This window comes from Pseudomonas sp. CGJS7, assembly GCF_036961695.1.
The window spans coordinates 1-22,823 of record NZ_JBAMDI010000032.1; the positions used below are offsets into that span (position 1 = coordinate 1).

Here is a 22,823-nt window from a genome sequence, read left to right on the forward strand (position 1 = left end):
CGCCAACTGGGGCACCGCTGCGATCTGTGCGCAGACGGCCGCGAGGCGCTGGATGCGTTGGAACACGGCCGCTACGACTTGCTGCTGACCGACTGCCAGATGCCGGCGATGGACGGTTACGCGCTCGCGAGGCGGATCCGCGCGCAAGAGCGCGAGCTCGGCGGCGCGCGCCTGCCGATCGTGGCGATCACCGCCGGCGCGCTGCCGGAACAGCTCGATTCGTGCCTGGCCGCTGGCATGGATGCGTACCTGACCAAGCCGGTGCAATTGTCGCAACTGTGCGAAACCTTGCACCGATGGTTGCCCGAACGCGCCAGCGTCGGGGAGACGATGCGCGCGTCGGCATCGGATCCGCGCGAACCGATTGCGCCGGCCTTGCGCGCGGCCCTGCCGCTGCTGCTGAGCGAACTGCCCAACGATCGCGAGCGTCTGTCCGCGGCGCTGGCGTCCGGCAGCGGCGTGGCGACCGCGGCGGCGGTGCATCGCCTGATCGGCAGCGTCGCCTTGTACGACGGCGCGCTGGCCCGATCCGGCCAGCGCCTGGAAGGCCGCTTGCTGCTGCGTCCGCTCAGCGAAATGCACGCCGAGGTCGCCGCGTTCGACGGACGATTGCGCGGCTTGCAAATGAGCTTGCAACGCTCGCTCGCGGCGCGCTGAGCCGCCCCGGTTGCGGCGGCTAAGCCGACAGGCGTTGGAACGAGAACAGCCGCGCCAGCGGATGCGGGCGCCGTTCGATCCGCGCCCGCAGCAGTCCGGCGCCGATCATGCTGTAGGTGATGCCGTTGCCGCCGTAAGCCATGGCGAACTGCACGCGAGGCCCGTACTGCGGATGCGGCCCGAACCAGGGCAGGCCGTCGGCGGTTTCGGCGAAGGTGCCGGCCCAGGCGAAGGCCGGTTGCAGGCGCAGGCGCGGAAACCTTTGCGCGACCTGATCGGCGAGTTTGCGCGCACGCGATTCGACCCGGCGATCGCGGCGCGCGGGGATATCGATGGCGTCGTCGCAACCGCCCACTACCAAACGGCCGTCGCCGGTGCTGCGCAGGTACAGATACGGCCGCGCCGACTCCCACACCAAGGTCTCGCCCAAGGCTTGCAGTTCTTCGCGCGGCAATGGATCGGTGACGAAAGCGTAGCTGCTGCGATTACGCGCCAGGGCCTGGTCGATCCAATGCTGGCCGGCGTAACCGGCGGCGATCACCACGTGCTGAGCGCGCACCCGGATGCCGTCGCTGCTGCGCAGTTCCACCGAGCGCGAGGTCGCGTCGATGCGGTCGATGCGGCTGCGGTCGTACACCTGCACGCCGCGGCGCTGCAGGCGCGCCAGCAGGCGCAGGGTCATCCGGTAGGGATCGACCGCGGCCGCGCGCGCGCTGAGGATCGCGCCGGGCGCGCGCAGCCCGTAATCGGCGGCCAACTCGGCTGCGTCGAGCCAACGCAGGTCCAGCCCGTGGCGCGCACGCAACGCGGCCTCCGCGCGCAGGACCGGCACATGCGCCGGCTTGCTGGCGTAGTACAGGCTGGATTGCGCGCGGAAATCGACATCGCGCAGCTGGCGCGCGACCTCGGCCAGATCGCCGATCGCCTCCGCACAGGCGCGATACGCCAGCGCCGCGCGGCGTTCGCCGTATTGCCGGCACAGGTCGAGCAGGTGGGTGTCGATCTCGTACTGCAGCAGCGCGGTGCTGGCGGCGGTGCTGCCCCAACCGATGTCGCGTTGTTCGATCACCGCCACATCGAAGTCGTGTGCGGCCAGCTCATCGGCGATCAGTGCGCCGCTGATGCCGCCGCCGATCACCGCGATCTCGCAGCGCAGATCGCGCTCCAGGCGCGGGAACGCGTGCATCAGGCCGTTGCGGATCGCCCAGAACGGGTAGCCGCTTTTCAAGTCCACGGCGGTGGCCGGCGGGTAGGCATGCGCCTAGCAAAACCGGCGCGGCGTTTGCATCGGGTGATCGCGGGCGGTCTCAGTGGCGGACTTCGCTGACGTCCTGGACCACGTTGAGCCCGGGCAGCGGATCGATCGCCAGTTCTTTTTCCAGTTCCTGCTGGAACTGCTCGAAGCTGATGCCGCGCTCGGCGACCTCGCTCTGGGCGGCGCTGCGCAGGGCGCTGGAGCAGCCCAGGCTGACCTCGCGGCCTTCGCGGCGGTGCAGGGTGGCGGCGCGTTCCAGCAGCGCCAGCACCCGCGCCGCGCTCTCCGAGCCGCCGACGATGCGTCCGCCCAGGCCCAGGGTCCACTCGCCTTCGCGGCGGACGATCCCGCCCAGCAGCCGGCCGTGCGCATCGCGCAGCTCGGCATGCGGCTCGATCCGGGTGGCGCCGGGCAGGGGCGTGCTGCGGGCCTTGGCCAGCTTGCGTTTCTTGGCGTCGCGGCGGGCCTTGGAATTGATCGACATGGTGCTTCCTCTGGCTATGCCGGAACGTTTCGGGCCCATCATAGCCTGTCGGCCGGTGTGGCCAAACCCGCGATCGGGTTCACAAAAAGGCCGCCGCGCCGGGGCCGGGGCCGGGGCAGGCGCCGGCGCGGCGGCTGGCGCGGGTCAGTGGTGGTGCGCGTGCTCCTGTGCGGGTTCCGGCGTGGGCGCCGGCCCGGTCTGCTGCCTGGGTTTGTGCTCGTGCGGCGCGGCCGAGGGCGGATGGCTGTGGTCCGATTCGGCCGCGGCAGGCGGATGCTCATGAGACTCAGCCGATGCGTGCGGACCGGGCGAAGCCTCCATCGCGGGCGAGTGATGGTGGCCGCCATCGGCCTCGGTCTCGCCGCCGCCGTGCGAATGGCCGCCGCTGCTGGCGACCAGATCGCGGTACTGGGCCGCGTCCAGGCTGGGCAGCTTGCGCAGGAATGCGACCAAGTCCCAGACGTGTTCATCGCCCATGCTCGATCCCCAGGCCGGCATGCCCGATGCCTTGACCCCGTGCTTGATCGTCCAGAACGCCGCGGCCGAATCCACCGCGTGCTTGGACAGGTCCGGCGGCGCCGGATACAGACCGCGCGCGAGTTCGGTCGAGGCCATGCCGGGGGCCAGATGGCAGCCGGCGCACATCGCCTGATAGTTGCCGGAACCGTTGCGGATGCGCTGCTCATCGTCCAGCGCGGGCACCTCGATCTTGGCCGCGCGCACCGCGATCGAGCGTTCGCGCGCGAATTCGAGCAAGGCGTACACCGGCCGGGTGTGCGGCGTATCGGCGCCGACGTCGTACGCGCCCCACCACAGCGCGCCGGCGCCCAGGCCGAGCGCCGCCAGCGTCGCGGCGCTCAGCCGCAACGTATTGCGTATCGTGTTGTTCACGGTTGCGTCTCCGAAAAGGTCAGAACCAAACGCGCACGCCGGCGACCCAACGGGTGTCGTCGATGTCCTCGCCCTCATCGCGGCGATAGTCGGCCGTGTCGCCGAACGCACGCTCGCGGCTGATGCCGATATAGGGCGCGAACTGGCGGCTGATTTCGTAACGCAGGCGCAGCCCGGCTTCTACCGTGCTCAGTCCGGAACCCACGCCGCGTCGCGCATCCTGTTTGCCGGACACTTCGACTTCGATCAGCGGTTGCAGGATCAGCCGGTTGGTCAGCAGCAACTCGTACTCGGCTTCGAAGTTCAACGCGCTGCGTCCGGACGGGCCGATGTACGCGGTCGCGGCGACTTCGAACTTGTACGGCGACATGCCCTGCACGCCGACGGCGGCCCAGGTTTGCGCGCGTTGCGGCCGGAAATCGTGCTTGGCGCCGACCACCAGATCCCACCACGGCGAAATCGCGCGGCCGTACAAGGCTTCCAGATTGGCGGATTCAGTGCGTCCGTGCTCGCGTTCGCCTTCGCTGCGCAGCCACAGGCGATCGGTGTCGGTGCCGAACCAGGCTTGGCCTTCCCAGGCCTGGGCGCCGCCGTGATCGGCTTCGACCGCTTCCAGGCGGTTGAACAGCACGTAGTGGTTGAACTCGGGCGCGTGCTGCATGTGCAGCGAGATCGGCGGGAACGCGGCGGTGCGGTCGGCCGGCGTGGGCACCGGGATCGGTTCGCGCGGCGTGTCCGATGTTTGCGGCTTCGCCGCGGGCGCGTGGTCCATCTTCGAGTGGTCCATTTGCGAATGGTCCATCGTCGAATGATCCATTTCCGAATCGCCGGTCGCCTTCGACGGCGTCGGCTTCTGCATCGTCGAATGGTCCATCTTCGAATGGTCCATCTTCGAATGATCGACCGTCGGCTGCGCTTGCTCGGACTTAGCTTGCGCGGGCGCCGCATGCGCATTGTGGTCGTGGCTCTGCGCCTGCGCGGCGGCGCTCAGCAACAGACTCAGTGCCAGCGCCGAACGGGGAAGGGTGGTGATCATGTTCATTCCTCCACCCGCACTTCGCGCATCATGCCCGCTTCCATGTGGTACAGCAGATGGCAGTGGTAGGCCCAGCGGCCGAGCGCGTCGGCGCGCACGCGGTAACTGCGGCGGGTGCCCGGCGGCATGTCGATGGTGTGCTTGCGCACCTGGAACTCGCGCTGCTCGTTCTCCAGGTCGCTCCACAGGCCGTGCAGATGGATCGGGTGGGTCATCATGGTGTCGTTGACCAGCACGATGCGCATGCGCTCGCCGTAGGTCAGCCGGATCGGCTCGGCGCCCATGAATTTCTGGCCGTCGAAAGACCAGGCGAATTTCTCCATGTGTCCGGTCAGATGCAGTTCGATTTCGCGGCTGGGTTCGCGCCCGTCCGGATCCTCGAACAAGCTGCGCAGATCGGCGTAGGTCAGCACCTTGCGGCCGTTGCCGCGCAAGCCGATGCCCGGATCGTCGAGCTTGGGCGAGACCGACATCGCGCGCATGTCGATCAGGCGCGCATCGCCGGTCGCCGCCGGCTTGGCCATCGCCGAATGGTCCATCCCGGCCATCGAACCGGCGGAATGATCCATGCCGGCCATGCCCATGTTGGCGCCGCAACCGCCTTCCATGCCCTTCATCTTCGACATGTCGTGGCCGCCGCTCATGCCGCCGTGGCCCATGTCGTCCATGGTCAGCAGCGGCCGCGGATCGGTGCGCGGCACTTCGGCCTGCAGGCCTTCGCGCACCGCCAGGGTGCCGCGCACGTAGCCGGTGCGGGCGTTGTCCTGGGCGAATACGGTGTAGGCGTCCTGGCCCGACGGCTCGACCAGCACGTCATAGGTTTCGGCCACCGCGATGCGGAATTCATCGACGCTGACCGGATGGATGTACTGCCCGTCGGCGGCGACCACGGTCATTTTCAGGCCGGGAATGCGCACATCGAAGTAGGTCATCGCCGAGCCGTTGATGAAGCGCAGCAGCACCTTTTCGCCGGGCTTGAACAAACCGGTCCAGTTGGCCGCGGGCGTGGCGCCGTTGAGCAGGTAGGTGTAGGTGTGGCCGTTGACGTCGGACAGGTCGGTCGGGGTCATGCGCATGCGGCCCCAATCGCCGCGGTCGCGCAGGGTCGCGGCCAGGCCCTTGTCGCCGATGTCGCGGATTGCGTCGCCGACCGTGCGCTTGTAGTAGTTGTCGTAGCTCGACATCTTCTTCAGCCGGCGGAACAGTGCGGCCGGGTCGACGTCGGTCCAGTCCGACAGCAGCATCACGTGCTCGCGGTTGAAGTGGAACGGCGCGGGTTCGCGCGGCTCGATCACGATCGCGCCGTACAAGCCGGCCTGTTCCTGGAACAGCGAATGGCTGTGATACCAGTAGGTGCCCGATTGGCCGACCCGGAAGCGATAGACGTAGCTCTCGCCCGGACGGATGCCGTCGAAGCTGAGCCCCGGCACGCCGTCCATGTTGGCCGGCAGGATCAGCCCGTGCCAATGGATCGAGGTCATGCCTTCGCGCAGGCGGTTGGCCACGCGCAAGGTCACCGTGTCGCCTTCGCGCCAGCGCAGGATCGGCGCGGGCAGGCTGCCGTTGACGGTGACCGAAGGCCGCACCCGGCCGGTGAAGTTGGCCAGGGTTTCGCCGATCGACAGATCGAACTCGGTGCCGGTGAGCACTTGCGGGGCCTGGACCATGGCCGGCGCGGCGTTGACGCCGCGCCACAGGCCGCTGCCGGCGATCGCGCCGCCGGCGGCGAGTCCGGCGACGAAACGGCGGCGGCCGGCATCGGCCGGCGCGCCGTTGTTGGAAAAATATCGGTTCATCAGCATCTTCCGTTGGAAGCTTCGCGATCGTTCTCGCGATGCGCGCAACGCGCGGTCCGGCCGCTCAGGCCGATCCGCAGGTGCGCGTAAGAACGGCCGGACCGCGCAAGCATCGGCGATGTGCGCGAACGACCGTGTTCCGGGGCGAACCCGGCAGCGAGGATCAGGCGATGGGTGGCCGCAACGGCAGGCTGGACACGCCCGAGGGCGCATCGACTTCGCGCGGCCAGGCCAGCGCGGCGTGAGCCAGTTGCGGCGGCGCGGGCAGGGCGATGCGGACCATCGCCACGGCCTGCAGACAGTCGCATTGGCAACGGAACTTGCCGCAGCAGTCGTCGTCGTGTTGGATCGGATCGGGCTGCGGCGCCGGATCGGCCGCGTGACCCGCCATGTTCATGCCGGCGCTGTCGTGGCAATCCGATTCCATCGCCATGGCCGCATGCTTGGATGCGTCCATCGCCGGCGACTGCATCGGCGCGGTCTTGCCCATGAGCATCGCGTGGCCGCCGCCCACCGACATCGCCGCCGCCGCGTAGCCGTTCAGGCATAGCGCGACGATCAACAGCAAGCGCAGCAGTAGCGAGGAATAGGTCATGGGGCGCCGATCGGAGTGCGGCACAGAATGGTGCAGGCCAGCGATAGTTTCAAGCATTCGCGCGCCGGCGGAGTTAAACCGGCGTGAGCCGGAAAGTCGACCCCTGTGGGAAGGTTGCGCGGTAATCGACAGGTGCGGACGCCGCGGTTACTTGGCCACGTCGCCGTACTCGGTGTAGATCGCCCGCAGCACCGTCGCCTCGCCGACGCGATCGCCGACTTGCAAGGCTCCGCCGGGCGCGGCGGTGGGCGCAGCGCTGCGCAGTGCCTGATTCTCGGGCGCTGCGGGCGTCGTTGTTCGAACCTGAACGATCTGGTCCACATCCGGCGGCCCCTCCAGACGATGGGCGAGGAAACGCTCGCTGGCGCGGCCGAAACCGATCCAGTGGGTCGGCTGCGCAGTGCGGCCGGGTTCGAAGCGGCGGAAATGCACCAGCTCGCGCACGCCGACCTGGATGTCGCGAACGATCGGCACGCCGCCGCGTTCGAAATGGCCGCGGTACAGATCGGCCTTGAAACTCGCATCGGGCTTGATCGTCTCCGGCAGCACCCATTGCTCGGTCGGGGCCAGGGTGTAGTACTCGCCCGGATAGCGCGCGGCGTCGGCGCGATAGGTTTGCAAGGCCTGCTCGGGCAGGCGCGCTTCGAAGATCAGCTGATAGTTGTGCGGGCGGTGGAACATCGGCAGATGCGACAGGTACACCGCATCCACGCCCACCACCAGCATGCCGTGGGTGTTGGGCGAATCGGCGAATTCCTGCGGCTGGGCGATGCGGGCGAAGGCGAAGTCGTCGCCGGCGCGCGCGGCGACGAAATCGCCGAGGTTCTCGACCTGCTCGCGCCATTGCGCCAGATGCCTGGCGCTCAGAGCCAGTGCGTGTTCGTCGGGTTGAAACGCGGCGCCGAGCGGGTACAAGCGTCCGGGCGTGGCGCTCATTTCGATATGCGCGCCGAGCACGTTGTCGACCGGATGGGTCGCGGCGAACTCGGCCAGGCGCTGGGCGCTGGCGCGATAGGCGCGCCAATCGCGCACGGTCAGCAGCCCGGGATAGAGACTGTCGCCGCTGAGCAAGCTCGCGGTGCGGGCGTCGTAGATCGCGATATGCGCCGGCTCGTGTCCGGGCAAGGGCAGTACCGTCAGCGGCCGCCCGCCCAGATCGAACTGCGCCTGACCCTCGGGCCAGCGATCCAGGCCGAAGAACGCGGCGACTTCGGCGGCTTGCCGGCCGACGATGCGGGTGTCGTCGCGGTCGCGGAACTGGCCATCGCCGTGCACATGGTCGCGATGGCCGTGGCTGTGCGCGACCACCAGCGGCAGCGACTTCAAGCCGCGTTCGCGCTGCCATTGCGCGAGCAGGCGGTCGACGGTGGTGCGCAGCGGCAGTTGGGCGCCGTTCGCCGGCTCCGCGCCGGTATCGAGCAACAACGCGCGCTCGTCGCCGGCCAGCAGGTAAATGAACGGCGCTTCGAAGTTGCTGGCCTTGGATTGGCGCAGCACCCAGAAGCCCGGCGCGGCTTGCTGCACTTGCAACGGCGCTTCATCGGCGGCGCCGTGAATCCAGCGCTCGGGCAGATCCCGGCGCGCCGCCGATGCGGGCGCAGCCGCGGCGATCAGCGTCAGCGTCAGCGTCGTCAGCAGGATCGTTCGCAGGCAACGGATGGAGCAGGGATTCATGGGGACACAGCGGACGGTGGGAGGCGAATTATCCGTCACCGAGGCGGCTTGCGCATCGGCGCCGGCGACCGCGGCGCGACTGGGCCCGTGCTGTCGTGCAACACCGGCCGGGCGGTCGCGGGCGTTTACTACCAACCGGCCCACATCGCGAACGTGAAATCGTTCCGGAAAATCGCAAGTCCCATGAAACAAGCCGTTGACAGCGCTGTCATGCGAATCCAGTTTCGGCCGCGAATCTGTCGCGCGGCGGTCGTCCGGCCGCGACGGGCAGGCTCGCCTTCATTCAGCCGGAGTCGCTGCCATGAACTTCCAACGCCTGATCGCCGCCGCCGCGTTGCTCGCGGCCGCCGGCCTGTTCGCCCCGCAACCCGCCGCCGCCCAGACCCTGGTCTGGCAAGACGAATTCGATGGCCCGTCGATCGACGGCGAGAAATGGATCTACGACGTCGGCGACGGTTGCCAGCTCGGGATATGCGGTTGGGGCAACAGCGAACTGCAGTACTACACCAGCCGCCCGGAGAACGCGCGGATCGAGAACGGCCGTTTGATCATCGAAGCGCGGCGCGAGAATTTCGGCAGCCGCGCGTTCACCTCGGCGCGGTTGAAGACCGAAGGCCGGATGCACTTCAAGTACGGCACCCTGGAAGCGCGGATCAAGGTGCCGGACCTGCGCAACGGCTTGTGGCCGGCGTACTGGATGCTCGGAACGATGGGCAACTGGCCCGCACGCGGCGAGGTCGACTTTCTGGAAATGGGTTCGGCCGCGGCGATCGCCGCCGGCGTCACCAACCGCCGCGTCGGCGCGGCGGTGCATTGGGACTACAACGGCTCGCAGGCCGATTACGGGCTCGACCACAACAGCGCCTTCGATCTCAACAACGATTTCCACACCTACCGCATGACCTGGGACCCGCAGTTCATCCGCGTGTCGATCGACGGCCAGCAGTTCTTCGAGTTCGCCATCTCCAATATCGAAGGCGCGTCGTTGCACGAGTTCCATCACCCGTACTACCTGCTGCTGAACCTCGCCGTCGGCGGCAGCTACACCGGCGTGATGTCGAACGAGGCGATCAGCGCGCCGCTGCCGGGCCGGATGGAGATCGACTACATCCGCCTGTACCAGAACCCGGGCAGCGAGCTGTACACCGGCGCCAATCCGCCCAGCGGAAAGTTCGGCGTGTACAGCGAACGCGCCGACATGAACGCACGGCTGAACTTCAACGGCGACGCCAACCTGTGGCTGTGGAACAACCTCAGCGCGATTTCCGCACCGGCTTACGAGGGCAATCAATCGATGGCGTTCCGCGCCAACGCCGGCGCCTGGTACGGACTGGGCGTGGCGTTGAACGCGCACAAGAACATGAGCCGCTTCGGCAACGGCCGGCTCAAGTTCCACATGCGTACGACCACGCCGTCGACCTTCAAGATCGGCATCAACAGTTCCTTCGGCGACAGTTGGATCGATTTCGTCGCCGGCGGCCAGCAGTACGGCCTGGTCCGCGACGGGCAATGGCACGAGGTCAGCATTCCGTTCAGCGCCTTCCACGATCTGGACCTGCACGCGGTGAAGCAGATGTTCATGCTGGTGTCCGATCCGCCGGCATCGAATGTCGATGTGTTCATCGACAACGTGTACTACCAGGACAACTGATCCGCGCCGACAGGCGATCCCGTGATGCGCGTCGCAGCCGAGAACGCTCAGGCTGTGACGCGTATCGCGCCTGAATATCTTGAACGCCGCGCGCAGGTTGGGTAATTCGCGAGCGCGTCATCACATTCGAACAGCGTGCTGCGCCGCAACACCTTGCCAGATGTCACAGCGTTGGCGTAGCGTAGGCGGTCACGGACGACGCTATCAGGCCCGTCCCTCCGGCCAGCCGGCGTTCTCGCCCGCAAGCTCAATCACTCATAAGAGCTTGCAGGTGACCCTTGAACGCATTCCGACGCGCGGCTTGCGCGCTGCTTCGTGCCTCGATTATTCCCGCTGAACGCCGCGACCGGCCGGTCGCGGGCGATCGCGTCGCCGCGCAGCCGCGTCCGCACGCGGGAGCGCGGCGATGATCGGCGAAGCGCAGGCGCGGGCCGCTGCCGATTCGCAGGCCGCTTCGCCGGCTGGGGCCGCATCGACGTTGCATGGCTTGTCCGGCCTGTCCAGCGCCTCGTTGCTGGCGGCGTACCAGCCGCACGACTCGCTGTTTTCTTCGGCCAATCATCAACTGCATGCGCGCGGCGTGCTGCATTCGCTGGCGCGGCCGATCGAAGACGATCTGGCCGGCGCGGCCGAGCGCATGCTGGCGCAGACCGCCTCGGAGATCGGGCGCTTGCCGCTGCTCGGCGCGGTGCCGTTCGATCTGGGCCAGCCTTCGCGCTTGTGGATGCCGGCGCAGACCGCGTTCGTGGCCGGACGGGCGCGGCAACGCGGGGCGATGCTCAGCGGCTTGAACCATGAGCCGCGCGCCTTGCCGCGGATCGAGGCGATGCCGGCGGCGACCCAGTTCAAGCGCAACGTCGAGCGCTCGCTGGATCGGATCAGCGGCGGCGATTTGAGCAAGGTGGTGATGTCGCGCAGCCTGCGCATCGCCACGCGGGTGGATGTGGCGCAGTTGCTCGGGCAATTGCTGGCGCGCGCGCCGGCGGCGTATACCTTCGCGATGGATCTGGCCGGCGCCGGCGGCCCGCCGGCATGTTTGATCGGTTCCAGCCCGGAGCTGCTGCTGTCCAAGCGCGGCGCGCGGATCGTTTCCAATCCTTTGGCGGGTTCGATTCCGCGTTCGGCCGATCCGCAGGAGGATCAACGCCGGGCGCGCGGTCTGCTCGATTCTGCCAAGGATCTGCACGAGCACGCCCTGGTGATCGACGCGGTCGCCGCGGCCCTGCGTCCGTATTGCCGCGAACTGCAGGTGCCGGTGTCGCCGTCGTTGGTGGCCACGCCGACCATGTGGCATTTGTCGACCCGGGTCGATGGCGTCTTGCACGATCCGACCACCAGTTCCTTGCGTCTGGCGCTGGCGCTGCATCCCACGCCGGCGGTCTGCGGCTATCCGACCGAATCCGCGCGTCGCGCGATCCGCGAACTGGAAGGCTACGACCGCGGCCTGTTCACCGGCCTGGTCGGTTGGTGCGACGGCGAAGGCGACGGCGAATGGGCGGTGACCATCCGCTGCGCCTTGATCGAAGAAGACAGCGCCACCGTGTTCGCCGGCGCCGGCATCGTCGCCGGTTCGCAGCCGGAGGCCGAACTGGCCGAAACCAGCGCCAAGCTCGGCACCATGCTCGGCGCGATGGGCTTGGCGCATGCGCTGGAGGCGGGCGCAGGGGAGGGCGCGGCATGAGCGCCACCGAACCGCTGCCGGGATTCACCGCGTGGCCGGAAGAACTGGCTGAGCGTTATCGTCAACGCGGTTATTGGACCGGCGTAAGTCTGTACGCCGATCTGGCCCGCAGCGCGGCCGCGCATCCGGACCGCATCGCCATCGTCTGCGGCGAGCGCCGCTGGAGTTATGCCGAGTTCGACCAGCGCGTGCGCCGCTTCGCCGCGGGCTTGCTCCGCTTGGGCATCGCGCCGCGCGAGCGGGTGCTGCTGCAGCTGCCCAACATCGGCGAGTTCTACGTCGCCTGTCAGGCCTTGTTCCGGATCGGCGCCTTGCCGGTGTTCGCCTTGCCCGCGCATCGCCGCGCCGAGATCGGCTATTTCGTCGAGCACGCCCAGATCAGCGCCTGCGTGATCGCCGACCGCGAAGCCGGGTTCGACTACCGCGAGATGATCCGCGAAGTCCGCCAAGCCAATGCGTGCTTGCGCGAAGTGATCGTCGTCGGCGACGCGGCCGAGTTCGTCGGCTTCGACAGCCTGCTCGACGATCCGCGCGAACCGTCCGCACCCGATGCCGGCGAGGTCGCGTTCCTGCAATTGTCCGGCGGCAGCACCGGCGTGCCCAAGCTGATTCCGCGCACCCACGACGATTATCTCTACAGCGTCCGCGCCAGCGCCGAGATCTGCGGGCTGAGCGAAACCACCGTGTTTCTGTGCGCCTTGCCGGCCGCGCACAATTTCCCGATGAGCTCGCCCGGCGCGCTCGGCGTGTTCCATGCCGGCGGTTGCGTGGTGCTGGCGCGTCAGGCCGATCCGGAATCGTGTTTCGGCCTGATCCAGCGCGAACGGGTCAACCTGGTCGCGTTGGTGCCGTCGCTGGCTTTGGCCTGGCTGGAATCGCGGGTGCGCAATCGCTACGACCTGAGCAGCCTGGACTGCGTGCAGATCGGCGGCGCGCATCTGGCCGGCGAGGTCGCGCGTCGGGTGCCGGAGGCGTTCGGCTGCCGTTTGCAGCAGGTGTTCGGCATGGCCGAGGGCCTGGTCAACTACACCCGCGAAGACGATCCGCCCGAACTGGTGCTCGGCAGCCAAGGGCGGCCGATCAGCGCCGATGATGAGATCCGCATCGTCGATGACGAAGACCGCGATGTCGGCGATGGCGAAATCGGCCATCTGCTCACCCGCGGCCCCTACACCATCCGCGGCTATTACCGCGCCGATGCGCACAATGCGCGGGCGTTTACCGCCGACGGTTTCTACCGCACCGGCGACCGGGTGCGGCGTTTGCCGAGCGGGCATCTGCTGGTGGAAGGCCGGGCCAAGGATCAGATCAACCGCGGCGGCGAGAAAATCGCCGCGGAAGAAATCGAAGGCTATCTGCTTGCGCATCCGGCGGTGTTCGACGCGGCCTTGGTGGCGATGCCCGACCGCTGGCTGGGCGAGAAATCCTGCGCCTTCGTGGTCCCGCGCAACGACAGCCACGGCGTGCCGGTGACCACCGTGCGCGAACTGGCGGCGTTCCTGCGCGAACGCGGCATCGCCGCTTTCAAGATTCCCGACCGGATCGAGTTCCTCACCGCCTTGCCGCGCACCGCGGTCGGCAAGATCGACAAGAAAGCATTGCGCGCGCGTTTCTCCGCGCCGAACCGCGAAACCGCCGACGCTCAACCGCCAACCACCCACAGCGCCGCGTCCGCCGCGCCGAACCGACTCGCAGAAGCCACGCCATGACCATCCCCGCCATCGCCTCCTATCCCATGCCCGACGCGGCGCAACTGCCGGTCAATCGGGTCGACTGGCGCCCGGACCCGGCCCGCGCGGTGCTGCTGATCCACGACATGCAGGATTATTTCCTGGCCTTCTACGACCGCGAACAAGCGCCGGTGCCGCAGCTGTTGCAGAACATCCGCGCCTTGCGCGATGCCTGCGACGACGCCGGCGTGCCGGTGGTCTACACCGCGCAGCCGACCCAGCAGAGCCCGGTGCAGCGCGGCCTGCTGCAGCCGTGGTGGGGACCGGGCATCACCGCCAAGCCGGAGCTGGCGCCGGTGGCCGACTTCATCGCGCCGCGTCCGCAGGACACCGTGCTGACCAAATGGCGTTACAGCGCGTTCGTGTCCAGCGACCTGCGCGAACGCATGCGCGCGCAAGGCCGCGACCAGCTGATCGTCTGCGGCATCTACGCCCATATCGGCTGCATGATGACCGTCGCCGATGCGTTCATGCACGACATCCAGCCGTTCCTGATCGCCGATGCGGTCGCCGATTTTTCCGCCGAGGAACATGCGCTGGCCTTGAACTACGTTTCGCGCCGCTGCGGCGTGGTGATCGACCGCGCCGCCTGCACGACCGCGCTGGGCGAAGGCCTGGGCCTGCCGGCGAGCCTGATCGCGCTGCGCACCGAGTTGGCGCTGATCATGGAGCGGCCGCTGGAGGAGATCGAGGCCGAGGACAACCCGTTCGAGGCCGGGCTGGATTCGATCCGGCTGATGACCCTGCTGGAGCGTTGGTCCAGCCGCGGCGAGCGGATCGGCCTGGTCGAACTGGCCGAACGCGGCAGCGTGGCGCAATGGTGGGAACTGATCCAGTCGCGGCGAGCGGCGTGATGGGCTCGGAGCAGTTCGCAGAGCAACCGGCGTTGCCGTTGACCGGCCCGCAGTTGGGCATGTGGGCGGGCCAGCAGCTCGACCCGCAGAGCCCCTCGTTCTGGACCGGCGAGGCGATCGAGCTGGAAGGCCCGCTCGACACCCAGGCCCTGGAGGCCTCGATCCGCGAAGCGTTGAGCGCCTGCGACGCGCTGCAAATGCGTTATGCCGATGAAGGCGAGGGCGTGCGCCAGCGGCTGCAAACCCGGCGCAGCGTGCTGATCGCGCGCGAGGACTATGCCGATTGCTCCGACCCGTGGGGCAGCGCCTGGCAGTGGATGCGCGAGGATCTGCTGCGTCCGGCCGATCTGGCCCAGCGGCCGTTGTTCGCCACCGCCTTGATCCGGGTGAGCGAGCAACGCCACATCTGGTATCTGCGCTCGCATCACATCGCCCTGGACGGATTCGGCTATCTACTGGTGATCCATCGCGTCGCCGAGCTGTACTCGGCGCGCGTCGCCGGCCGCGAGCCGGCACCGGCGCGCGACTGGTCGCTGGCGCCGGTGATCGCCGAGGAAGCGGCGTATCGCAGTTCGCAGGCGTGCCTGGACAGCCAACGGTTCTGGTCGCAGCGCCTGGCCGGCGCGGGCGAGCCGGTCACGCTGGGGCCCAAGCTGGCGCCAGCGGATAGTTCGCGCTCGCGCCGCAGCCTGTTGCCGCCCGGCGACTACGCGCAGTGGCAGGGCGCCGCGCGCAGAGTCGGGGTGGATTGGTCGGCGTGGTTGATCGCGGCGATTTTCGCCTGGATGCACGTGCGCAGCGGCGAGTCGGAACTCAGCATCGGTTTGCTGGTGATGAACCGGCTCGGCTCGGCCGCGCTCGGCGTGCCGTGCATGGCGATGAACGTGGTGCCGCTGCGTCTGCGCTTGTCGCCGCAGCGCAGTTTCGAGGCCTTGGCCCGCGAGGTCGCCGCGGAACTGCGCGAGTTGCGCCCGCATCAGCGCTACAACTACGAATGGCTGCGCAACGATCTGGGCCTGGGCGACAGTCACGCGCAGCTGTACGGGCCGGTGGTGAATCTGATGCCGTTCGATCGCGGCTTCGTATTCGAAGGCCTGCGCAGTCGCGCCCATCCGGTCTCGGTCGGTTCGGTCGAGGACATGGACATCACCGTGTCGCCGTTGGCCGAGGGCCTGCGCTTCGACATCGAAGCCAATCCCGATGCCTACTCCGAGCTAGTGCTGGCGCGGCATCACGCGGCGCTGCTGCGCTTGATCGAATCGGCGGTCGCCGATCCTTCGATCGCGCTGGCCGAACTGGCGCGGCGCGATCGCATCGAACCCGAGCGCGAGGCGGCATGAGCGCTCGGCCGAGAGCGCGTTTGCTGCAGGTGCTGCGGATCGTCGAGCGCACTCCGCAAATGCGCCGGATCACCTTGGGCGGCGCCGATCTGGCCGGTTTTACGGCCGGCAGCGAAGGCGCGCACATCAAGTTGCTGTTTCCGCCGTTGGCCGGCGAGGCGCCGGTATTGCCGATGCTCGGCGAACGCGGGCCGGTCTGGCCCGAGGGCGCGGTGCGGCCGGTGGTGCGCACTTACAGCGTCGCCCGCATCGATGCCCAGGCGCAGGAACTGGACGTCGATATCGTCCTGCACGGCGACGAAGGTCCGGCTTCGCGCTGGGCCCTGACCGCGCGGGTCGGCGACAGCCTGGGTCTGGCCGGGCCCGGCGGGCCGGAGTTGTTCCGCGCCGATGCCGATCGCCATCTGCTGATCGGCGATCCCAGCAGTTACGCCTTGCTGTGCGCGGTGATCGCAAAACTGCCCGGGCACGCGCGCATCGACGCGTTGCTGGAAGTGCCCGATGCCGAGGAAGTTCAGCCGTTGCCGCAACACCCCGGGCTGACGGCGCGCTGGATCTCGCGCGACGGCGCGCCGGCCGGGCCGAGTCTGCGCCTGCTCGAAGCGGTGCGCGGCTTGCCTTGGCCGAGTTCGGACCGGGTCTCGGCGACCTTGGCCGGCGAAAGCGCGCAGGTCGTGGCGATCCGCGATTTCCTGCTGCGCGAACGCGCGGTGGCCAAATCGATGATGTACGCGGTGCCGTACTGGAAAGACCGTTGGGACGAGGAGCGCTATCACGACGAGCGCCATCGGATCATGGACGAATTCGACGAGGCGCAGGCGTGAGCGCGGCGCAGGGCGAGTTCGCCGGGCGGATCGCGCTGGTCACCGGCGCGGCGCAGGGGATCGGCGCGGCGGCGGCGATGCGTTTGGCGCAGGCGGGGGCGGCGCTGGCCTTGATCGATCGCGATGCGGACGGGCTCGACGCCGTCGCCGCGTCCCTGCGCGCTGGGGGCGCGCGGGTGTGGACGACGGCGCTGGATCTGGCCGATGCGGCGGCGGTCGACGGCGCGGTCGCCGAGATCGAGTTGCGATTCGGCGAGATCGATCATCTGGCCCATGTCGCCGGCATCCTGCGCGTGGGCGAGGCGGTCGATCTGGACATCGACGACTGGGACGCGTGCATGGCGGTCAACGCCCGCGGCGCTTTCGCGGTGACCCGGGCGGTGGCGCGGCGGATGCAAGTGCGCGGGCGCGGCAGCATCGTAGCGGTCGGCTCCAACGCGGCCGCCGCGCCGCGCATCGGCATGTCGGCGTATGCGGCCTCGAAGGCCGCAGTGACTCAGTATTTGCGTTGCCTTGCGCTGGAACTGGCGCCGCACGGCATCCGTTGCAATATCGTATCGCCGGGCTCGACCGACACCGCGATGCAGCGAGCCTTCGCCGCCGACGAAAGCGCGCGCCAACAGATCCTGCGCGGCTCCTCGGAGCGGTTCCGCCTGGGCGTGCCGCTGGGCCGGATCGCAGACCCCGACGATATCGCCGAGGCGATCTGCTTTCTGCTGTCCGATCGCGCCCGCCATATCACCTTGCACGATCTGCGCGTGGACGGCGGCGCCACCCTGGACGCGTAGGCGCGGGCAGGGCGGGCAAAAAAACGCCGGCCGTGGCCGCGGCCGGCGTTCAATCGCTACAACTGCGGGCGTCGCGATCAGGGCAGGATGATGCCGCGATCGTCGTTCTCGCCGACCACGCCGCTGTTGGCGCCGCCGTTGTTCCAGACGATGTACAGGTACTTGCGCTCGCCCGGCGCCGGGTCGCCGTAGTCGCCGTTGTCGGCGAAGAATTCGCGCTGCTTGTTGGCGTACTGCTGGCTGACCTTGCTGGTGACGTCGTTGGTCGAGTTCCAGACGCCGTAACCGGCATACGTAATGGTCGTCATGTGCATGTCCTCGCAATGGATGAGACGACGGTCGCTCGCACGTCCTTGGGCCTACGAGCCGCTCGCCGGTGTCGTCCTGGCCGGCGGTTGCAGACCAGGGTCCACAGATCCGGCCGCGCCGACCTGCCGGAAACCTTACGGTTGACCCGGCGCCGTCGCGGCGGGGGCAAACTCACCCAAGTTCACGAAATAGGCGATGCCAGCCAAAGCTGGCGATACGCCGCAGCGGACAGTCGCAATCCGCAAGACCGGGTTTGGCTAAGATGCCCGGCCCCTTCCTGAATACCTGTCGATCGGGTCCGGTCGCCGCGACATAGACGTCGCCGGCCGCCGGACCTGTGGAAGGGGAGCAACGCTCCAACTCATCAACGACCCATCATGGAGGTGGTCGAATGAAGTCATTGCACGTGACGACGCTGGTCGCAGCGTTGGGCTTGTCCGGTTTCGCCGCCGCGTATTTTATCGGCGACGCCGCACCCGGCCCCCAGGGCGCGCCTGAAAGCGCCCGCAAAACCCTCTCGGCTCAGTCGCCATCCGCCGGCAAGGCGGACGACGGCACCGCCGCGCGGCAAATCCTGTTCGTCGAGCCGGGCAGCTTCTCGCTGACCTCCGAGCAAGGCGAGCAGGTCGACAAGAGCCTGAAGGTGACCTACAACGGCCGCGGCGGTTTCATCTTCGCCGAGCCCGACAACGCCACCTTCATCGCGCATCCCAGCATCACCTGGCTCGGCCGCAACAAGTACCGGGTCGACCTGCGCACCTCGGCGGGTCTGGCCGCGGGCACCTATCGCGGCTTCGTCGACGTGCGGGTCTGCCGCGAAACCCCGTGCGTCAACATCATCCCGGGCGCGCAGGCCCTGGTGGCGTATGAGGTGATCGTCAAGTCCGACGGCACCGAATGGGTCAATACCGGCGAATGGCGCACCTTCCAGCGCAACGCCGCCCACGACGGCTACATCCCGGTCAAGCTCAAGCCGGAGCGTTTCGCCTACAAGTGGGAATGGAAGCGCACCACCGGCACCAGCGCCGACCGCAACTTCATCAACTCGGTGGCGACCGAGGACGGTCAGGTGTTCGTCTCCGAAGACGTCTACGCCGGCCAGCCCTGGTTGTATTCGCTCAACGAAGCCGACGGCACCGTGCGCTGGAAGCAGCAGTTCGTGTTGCCCGACCGCCCGGCGCTCAATCCGCCCGCCACCGCCGGCGGCAAGGTGTTCCTGACCACCACCGGCCACAGCAGCACCTTCCTGTGGGGCTTCAACGCCGCCACCGGCGCGGCGGCCTCGCAAAGCGCGTTCTCGGTCCAGTGGGACAACCAGCTGGCGCCGACCGTGCACAAGAACCTGGTCTACATCAACGGCGGCTATTACGGCGGCACGGTGCTGGCTTACGACTTCAACGACGGTCAGTTGAAGTGGCAGCAGAACAGCGGCGGCGACGACGACATGGCCACTCCGGCGGTCGACGACAACAACGTCTACCACTACGACGGCATCGGTCTGAAGGTCTACAACGCCACCACCGGCGCCAGCGTGGCCAACATCAACGATCCGTACCAGCCGGAGCAGGGTTACTCGTACCACTCCGCGCCGATGCTGGGTTCGGCCGACAACGTGATCGCCTTCAGCGGCGGCGCGTTCAGCGGCATGGCCTCGTCCAGCGCTGAGCAGTACGGCAGCCGCCCGTTGGTCAACTACTCGGTGACCGGCTACAACACCCGTTGGCGCAGCGAGAAGAAGTACCTGACCCAGCCGGCGACGGCGGGCGGGGTGATCTACGCCGGCTCGAACAATCCCAAGTCGTTCGACGCCATCGACGAGGCCACCGGCCAGGTGTTGTGGTCGTGGGTGCCGGGTCCTGAGGACACCGAGTTCCACCGCAACGTGGTGCTGACCAAGAACCTGGCGTTCGTCAGCACCAACCGCGCGGTGTACGCGATCGATCTGGCGACCCATCAGCCGGTGTGGTCGTACCCGGTCGCCGGCATGTTGGCGGTGTCCGGCAACGGCATGCTGTACATCGTCGAAGGCTCGCGCACCACCACCGGTCGCTTGATCGCGATCACCCTGAAGTAAGCCGATACCCGCATCGCGTCCGCGTCACGGCGCGGTGCGGGGAGGCGATGAACCGACCGCGGCTGCTTCGGCAGCCGCGGTTTTTTTATGTTCGCGTGCAGCAACAGCCGCCGCTCACCGACAGCTACGACTTAAGGCGTAGATGCCTGGCGCCGTCTCGCGGCGCGTCCTCGTGCTGTCGTGCAGCACCGCATCGGCCGATCACGGCGCGTATTACCAACCAGCCCACAGCCCGAATGTGAAACCGGCCTGCAAACGCCATCGCCCGTAAAAACCAGCGTTGACAGCGCTGTCATACGAATCCAGCCTCGGCCGCGAACCTGACCGGGTCGGACCATCGACGCCGACGGGCAGGCTCGCCCGCAGTCACGGCGGGACCGCATCGACTCGCGTCTTTCACGCCATCCTCGAGGACAAAGACCCATGAAACTCCTGATGCAAGGCATGCTCTTCCTGATCGCTTGCGCGGCCGCCGGCGGCGCGTCGGCGCAAAACTGGCAACTGGCGTGGAGCGACGAGTTCAACGGCTCGATCGGCCCGTCGTGGGTGTTCGAGACCGGCAACGGCTCCAGCGGCTGGGGCAACAACGAATTGCAGTACTACCGGCGCGAGAACGCCGCCATCGAGAACAACGCGCTGGTGATCACCGCCCGGCGCCAGGACTTCGGCGGTTACCGCTACACCTCGGCGCGGATGAAGACCCAGGGCGTGCGCACCTTCAAGTACGGCAAGATCGAAGCCAGGATGCGCCTGCCTTCGTTCATGGGCGCGTGGCCGGCGTTCTGGATGCTGGGCGCCAACATGCCGCAAGTGGGCTGGCCGGATTCGGGCGAGATCGATGTGATGGAGCACATCAACAACGAAAACCGCACCTACGGCACCATCCACTGGCGCGACCACAACGGCAACTACGCCCAGTACGGCGGTAACACCAACCTCAACGTCGCCGACTGGCACGTGTACGCGGTGGAGTGGGACGCCAACGCGATCCGTTGGTACGTCGACGGCAACAAGTTCCACGAGGCCAATATCCAGAACGGCATCAACGGCACCCACGAGTTCCACAACGACTTCTTCTTGTTGCTGAACTTCGCCATCGGCGGCAACTGGCCGGGCTTCAACATCGATGAGAGCAAGTTGCCGGCGAAGATGCACGTCGATTACGTGCGGGTGTATCGCCGCTGATTTCGCAGCTCGCGCACGAACGATGCGCCGTCGCCGACGGCGCATCGTCGCGACCGGGTTGCGATATCAGAAGTCGTCGGCGCGGCGGTAAGCCTCGATCAGCCGCTGCTCGCCCTCGACGCCGGGCAAGGCGTTGCCGTGTTCCATCCCGAACACGAAGTCGCGGTTTTCCTTGCGCATGCGCTCATGGATGTGGGCGAAGATGTTGCGGTAGTTGATCTCGCCGGTGCCCGGTTCCTTGCGGCCGGGCACGTCGCCGATCTGGAAGTAGGCGATCTCGTCCCAGGCCAGATCGATGTGATGGATCAAATTGCCCTCGTTGCGCTGCAGGTGATAGATGTCATAAAGGATCTTGCACGCCGGGCTGTCGACCGCGCGGGCGATGGCGTAGGCCTGGGCGGAGGTGCGCAGGAACAACTCGGGGCGGTCGCTGAGCGGTTCCATCACCATCGCCAGCCCGTGCGGCTCCAGCACTTCCGCGCCGGCGCGGATCGCGTCGATGACGTGGCCGGTCTGAATGTCCAGCGGCAGCTTGGCCTCGAAGAAACCGGGCACCACCGTCATCCACTTCGCGTTGACCCGCTTGGCCGTCGCCACCGCATCGCGGCAGGTCTTGACGAAGGCGTCGCGGAATTCCTTCTTGCCGGTGGCGTAGGACACCTTCCAGTTGTCGCCGGCGTCGATGACGAATACGCCCATGGTCATGCCGGCCTGGGCCAGGGCCGCGCCGATGCGTTCTTGCAGCGCCACCGGGCGCTGCATCAATTCGTTGTCCTCGAACGCCTTGAACCCGGCCTGGGCCATGAAGCGGATCTGATCGATCGGGTCCTTGCCCGCGGACGCTTCGAACATGCCCAGGTGCGGGGCGTACTTGAGCTTGAATACGGCCGGCGGCGCGGCTTGGGCCGCGGCGATGCCCAGCGACGGCAAGGTCGCCACGGCCGCGCCGGCGGCGATGGACTGGAGTAGGGCGCGTCGTTGCATGTGCGGTTCCTGTGCTTGAGGAAAGTCGATGAGCGGCGATGCGTCTCAGGTCCACCACGGCTCATCGGGCGGATCGCGCAGCAGCGCCAGCTTGAGCGTGTCGATGGCGGTCTGAAAACCTTGCTCCGTCGACATCAGCGCATCCTCGTGTTCCAGGCTCACCACGTAGTCGTAACCGGCCACGCGCAGGGCCTGCATGATCTGTTTCCACACCAGCAGGTCGTGGCCGTGGCCGACCGAGCGGAAACTCCAGGCGCGCTGGGCGATGTCGCGGTAGGAGCGCGCGTCGACCACGCCGTGCACGGCGGTGTTGGCGCGGTCCAGGGCCACGTCCTTGGCATGGAAGTGGAAGATCGCCGGGCCCAGGGCGCGGATCGCCTGCGGCATGTCGACGCCGCGCCAGAGCATGTGGCTGGGATCCAGGTTGACCCCGAGATGATCGCCGGCCTCGGCGCGCAGATGCAGCGCGGTGTCGACGTTGTGCACCAGGAAGTTCGGATGCGGTTCCAGTGCGATGCGGATGCCGTGCTCGCGCGCGTAGGCGGTGGCGTCGCGCCAGTACGGGATGGCTTTCTCGTTCCACTGCCATTCCAGGGTCCGCAGCATTTCCGGCGGCCACGGCGAGGTGATCCAGTTGGGGATGCGCGAGTTGTCGCTGTCGCCCGGACAACCGGAGAAGGTGATCACCACTGGGACTTGCAGGCGCTCGGCCAGGCGTACGGTGCGGCGCAGGATCGCGTCGTCGCGCTGGGCGATCTGCGGATCGGGGTGCAACGGGTTGCCGTGGCAGGACAGCGCGCTGACGATCAGCCCGTGATCGGCGACCAGGCTGCGGAAATCGCGGGCGCGGTCGGCCGAAGCGAGCAGACCCTCGACGTCGAGATGATCGGCGCCGGGGAAACCGCCTGCGCCCAGTTCGACCGAGTCCAACCCGGCCGACTGCACCTTGCGCAGCACTTCCTGCAGGCTCAGCTTGGCGAACAGAGGGGTGAATACGCCGAGTTTCATGCGGAAT

At 67.8% G+C, this 22,823-nt stretch carries 20 protein-coding genes; 10 read left to right on the forward strand and 10 right to left on the reverse strand.

Going from position 1 to position 22,823, the window contains the following annotated elements; all coding sequences use genetic code 11:
* On the forward strand, window positions 1-657 hold a 657-nt coding region (locus V7787_RS19855; RefSeq protein WP_336089243.1), incomplete at its 5' end, for a response regulator.
* A 19-nt stretch (window positions 658-676) separates the two neighbouring features.
* Here the strand turns inward: V7787_RS19855 and V7787_RS19860 are convergent.
* The 7 genes from V7787_RS19860 to V7787_RS19890 all read right to left on the reverse strand — a co-directional run bounded on the left by V7787_RS19860 (window position 677) and on the right by V7787_RS19890 (window position 8,388).
* Window positions 677-1,891, reverse strand: coding sequence for an NAD(P)/FAD-dependent oxidoreductase (locus V7787_RS19860; RefSeq protein WP_336089245.1), 1,215 nt, complete (start codon window positions 1,889-1,891; stop codon window positions 677-679).
* Window positions 1,892-1,964: 73 nt separating this feature from the next.
* Window positions 1,965-2,396, reverse strand: coding sequence for a hypothetical protein (locus V7787_RS19865; protein WP_336089246.1), 432 nt, complete (start codon window positions 2,394-2,396; stop codon window positions 1,965-1,967).
* A 144-nt stretch (window positions 2,397-2,540) separates the two neighbouring features.
* The gene (locus V7787_RS19870) at window positions 2,541-3,287 is read right to left on the reverse strand and encodes a c-type cytochrome (protein WP_442965325.1); all 747 of its coding nucleotides are present in this window, start codon (window positions 3,285-3,287) and stop codon (window positions 2,541-2,543) included.
* Between the two features lie 19 nt (window positions 3,288-3,306).
* Entirely contained in the window at window positions 3,307-4,323 is a 1,017-nt protein-coding gene (locus V7787_RS19875) for a copper resistance protein B (RefSeq protein ID WP_336089248.1), read from the reverse strand.
* 2 nt (window positions 4,324-4,325) lie between these two features.
* Entirely contained in the window at window positions 4,326-6,119 is a 1,794-nt protein-coding gene (locus tag V7787_RS19880; protein ID WP_336089249.1) for a copper resistance system multicopper oxidase, read from the reverse strand.
* A gap of 163 nt (window positions 6,120-6,282) precedes the next feature.
* Entirely contained in the window at window positions 6,283-6,714 is a 432-nt protein-coding gene (locus V7787_RS19885; RefSeq protein ID WP_336089250.1) for a CopL family metal-binding regulatory protein, read from the reverse strand.
* 147 nt (window positions 6,715-6,861) lie between these two features.
* On the reverse strand, window positions 6,862-8,388 hold the full coding sequence (locus tag V7787_RS19890; RefSeq protein WP_336089251.1) for an MBL fold metallo-hydrolase: 1,527 nt from the start codon (window positions 8,386-8,388) through the stop codon (window positions 6,862-6,864).
* Window positions 8,389-8,689: 301 nt separating this feature from the next.
* On the opposite strand from V7787_RS19890, the gene V7787_RS19895 reads away from it, so the two are divergent.
* From V7787_RS19895 to V7787_RS19925, 7 genes are all read left to right on the forward strand, one after another.
* Window positions 8,690-10,039 carry a glycoside hydrolase family 16 protein gene (locus tag V7787_RS19895; RefSeq protein WP_336089252.1) on the forward strand — a complete coding sequence of 450 codons (1,350 nt, stop codon included), beginning with the start codon at window positions 8,690-8,692 and terminating at the stop codon, window positions 10,037-10,039.
* A 406-nt stretch (window positions 10,040-10,445) separates the two neighbouring features.
* The gene (locus tag V7787_RS19900; RefSeq protein ID WP_336089254.1) at window positions 10,446-11,720 is read left to right on the forward strand and encodes an isochorismate synthase; all 1,275 of its coding nucleotides are present in this window, start codon (window positions 10,446-10,448) and stop codon (window positions 11,718-11,720) included.
* A complete protein-coding gene (locus tag V7787_RS19905; protein ID WP_336089255.1) occupies window positions 11,717-13,429 on the forward strand; it encodes a (2,3-dihydroxybenzoyl)adenylate synthase in 1,713 nt (570 codons plus the stop codon). The genes V7787_RS19900 and V7787_RS19905 overlap by 4 nt, the downstream gene beginning before the upstream one ends.
* Window positions 13,426-14,304, forward strand: coding sequence for an isochorismatase family protein (locus V7787_RS19910; RefSeq protein ID WP_336089256.1), 879 nt, complete (start codon window positions 13,426-13,428; stop codon window positions 14,302-14,304). The genes V7787_RS19905 and V7787_RS19910 overlap by 4 nt, the downstream gene beginning before the upstream one ends.
* Window positions 14,271-15,644: a condensation domain-containing protein gene (locus V7787_RS19915; protein WP_336089257.1), complete on the forward strand. Its 1,374-nt coding sequence runs from the start codon at window positions 14,271-14,273 to the stop codon at window positions 15,642-15,644. Before V7787_RS19910 ends, V7787_RS19915 begins: the two co-directional genes overlap by 34 nt.
* The gene (locus V7787_RS19920; RefSeq protein ID WP_336089258.1) at window positions 15,641-16,468 is read left to right on the forward strand and encodes a siderophore-interacting protein; all 828 of its coding nucleotides are present in this window, start codon (window positions 15,641-15,643) and stop codon (window positions 16,466-16,468) included. Before V7787_RS19915 ends, V7787_RS19920 begins: the two co-directional genes overlap by 4 nt.
* Window positions 16,465-17,256, forward strand: coding sequence for a 2,3-dihydro-2,3-dihydroxybenzoate dehydrogenase (locus tag V7787_RS19925; protein WP_336089259.1), 792 nt, complete (start codon window positions 16,465-16,467; stop codon window positions 17,254-17,256). The genes V7787_RS19920 and V7787_RS19925 overlap by 4 nt, the downstream gene beginning before the upstream one ends.
* Before the next feature lie 77 nt (window positions 17,257-17,333).
* Here the strand turns inward: V7787_RS19925 and V7787_RS19930 are convergent, their stop codons facing one another.
* On the reverse strand, window positions 17,334-17,564 hold the full coding sequence (locus V7787_RS19930; RefSeq protein ID WP_336089260.1) for a hypothetical protein: 231 nt from the start codon (window positions 17,562-17,564) through the stop codon (window positions 17,334-17,336).
* Between the two features lie 392 nt (window positions 17,565-17,956).
* Between V7787_RS19930 and V7787_RS19935 the strand changes: the two genes are divergently transcribed.
* Window positions 17,957-19,639, forward strand: coding sequence for an outer membrane protein assembly factor BamB family protein (locus V7787_RS19935; protein ID WP_336089261.1), 1,683 nt, complete (start codon window positions 17,957-17,959; stop codon window positions 19,637-19,639).
* A 423-nt stretch (window positions 19,640-20,062) separates the two neighbouring features.
* The gene (locus V7787_RS19940) at window positions 20,063-20,824 is read left to right on the forward strand and encodes a glycoside hydrolase family 16 protein (RefSeq protein WP_336089262.1); all 762 of its coding nucleotides are present in this window, start codon (window positions 20,063-20,065) and stop codon (window positions 20,822-20,824) included.
* Between the two features lie 66 nt (window positions 20,825-20,890).
* On the opposite strand, the gene V7787_RS19945 is transcribed toward V7787_RS19940, so the two are convergent.
* A complete protein-coding gene (locus V7787_RS19945; RefSeq protein WP_336089263.1) occupies window positions 20,891-21,808 on the reverse strand; it encodes a hydroxypyruvate isomerase family protein in 918 nt (305 codons plus the stop codon).
* Between the two features lie 45 nt (window positions 21,809-21,853).
* Complete coding sequence (locus V7787_RS19950) at window positions 21,854-22,816, reverse strand: sugar phosphate isomerase/epimerase family protein (protein ID WP_336089264.1); 963 nt, start codon at window positions 22,814-22,816, stop codon at window positions 21,854-21,856.
* Window positions 22,817-22,823 lie beyond the last annotated feature (7 nt).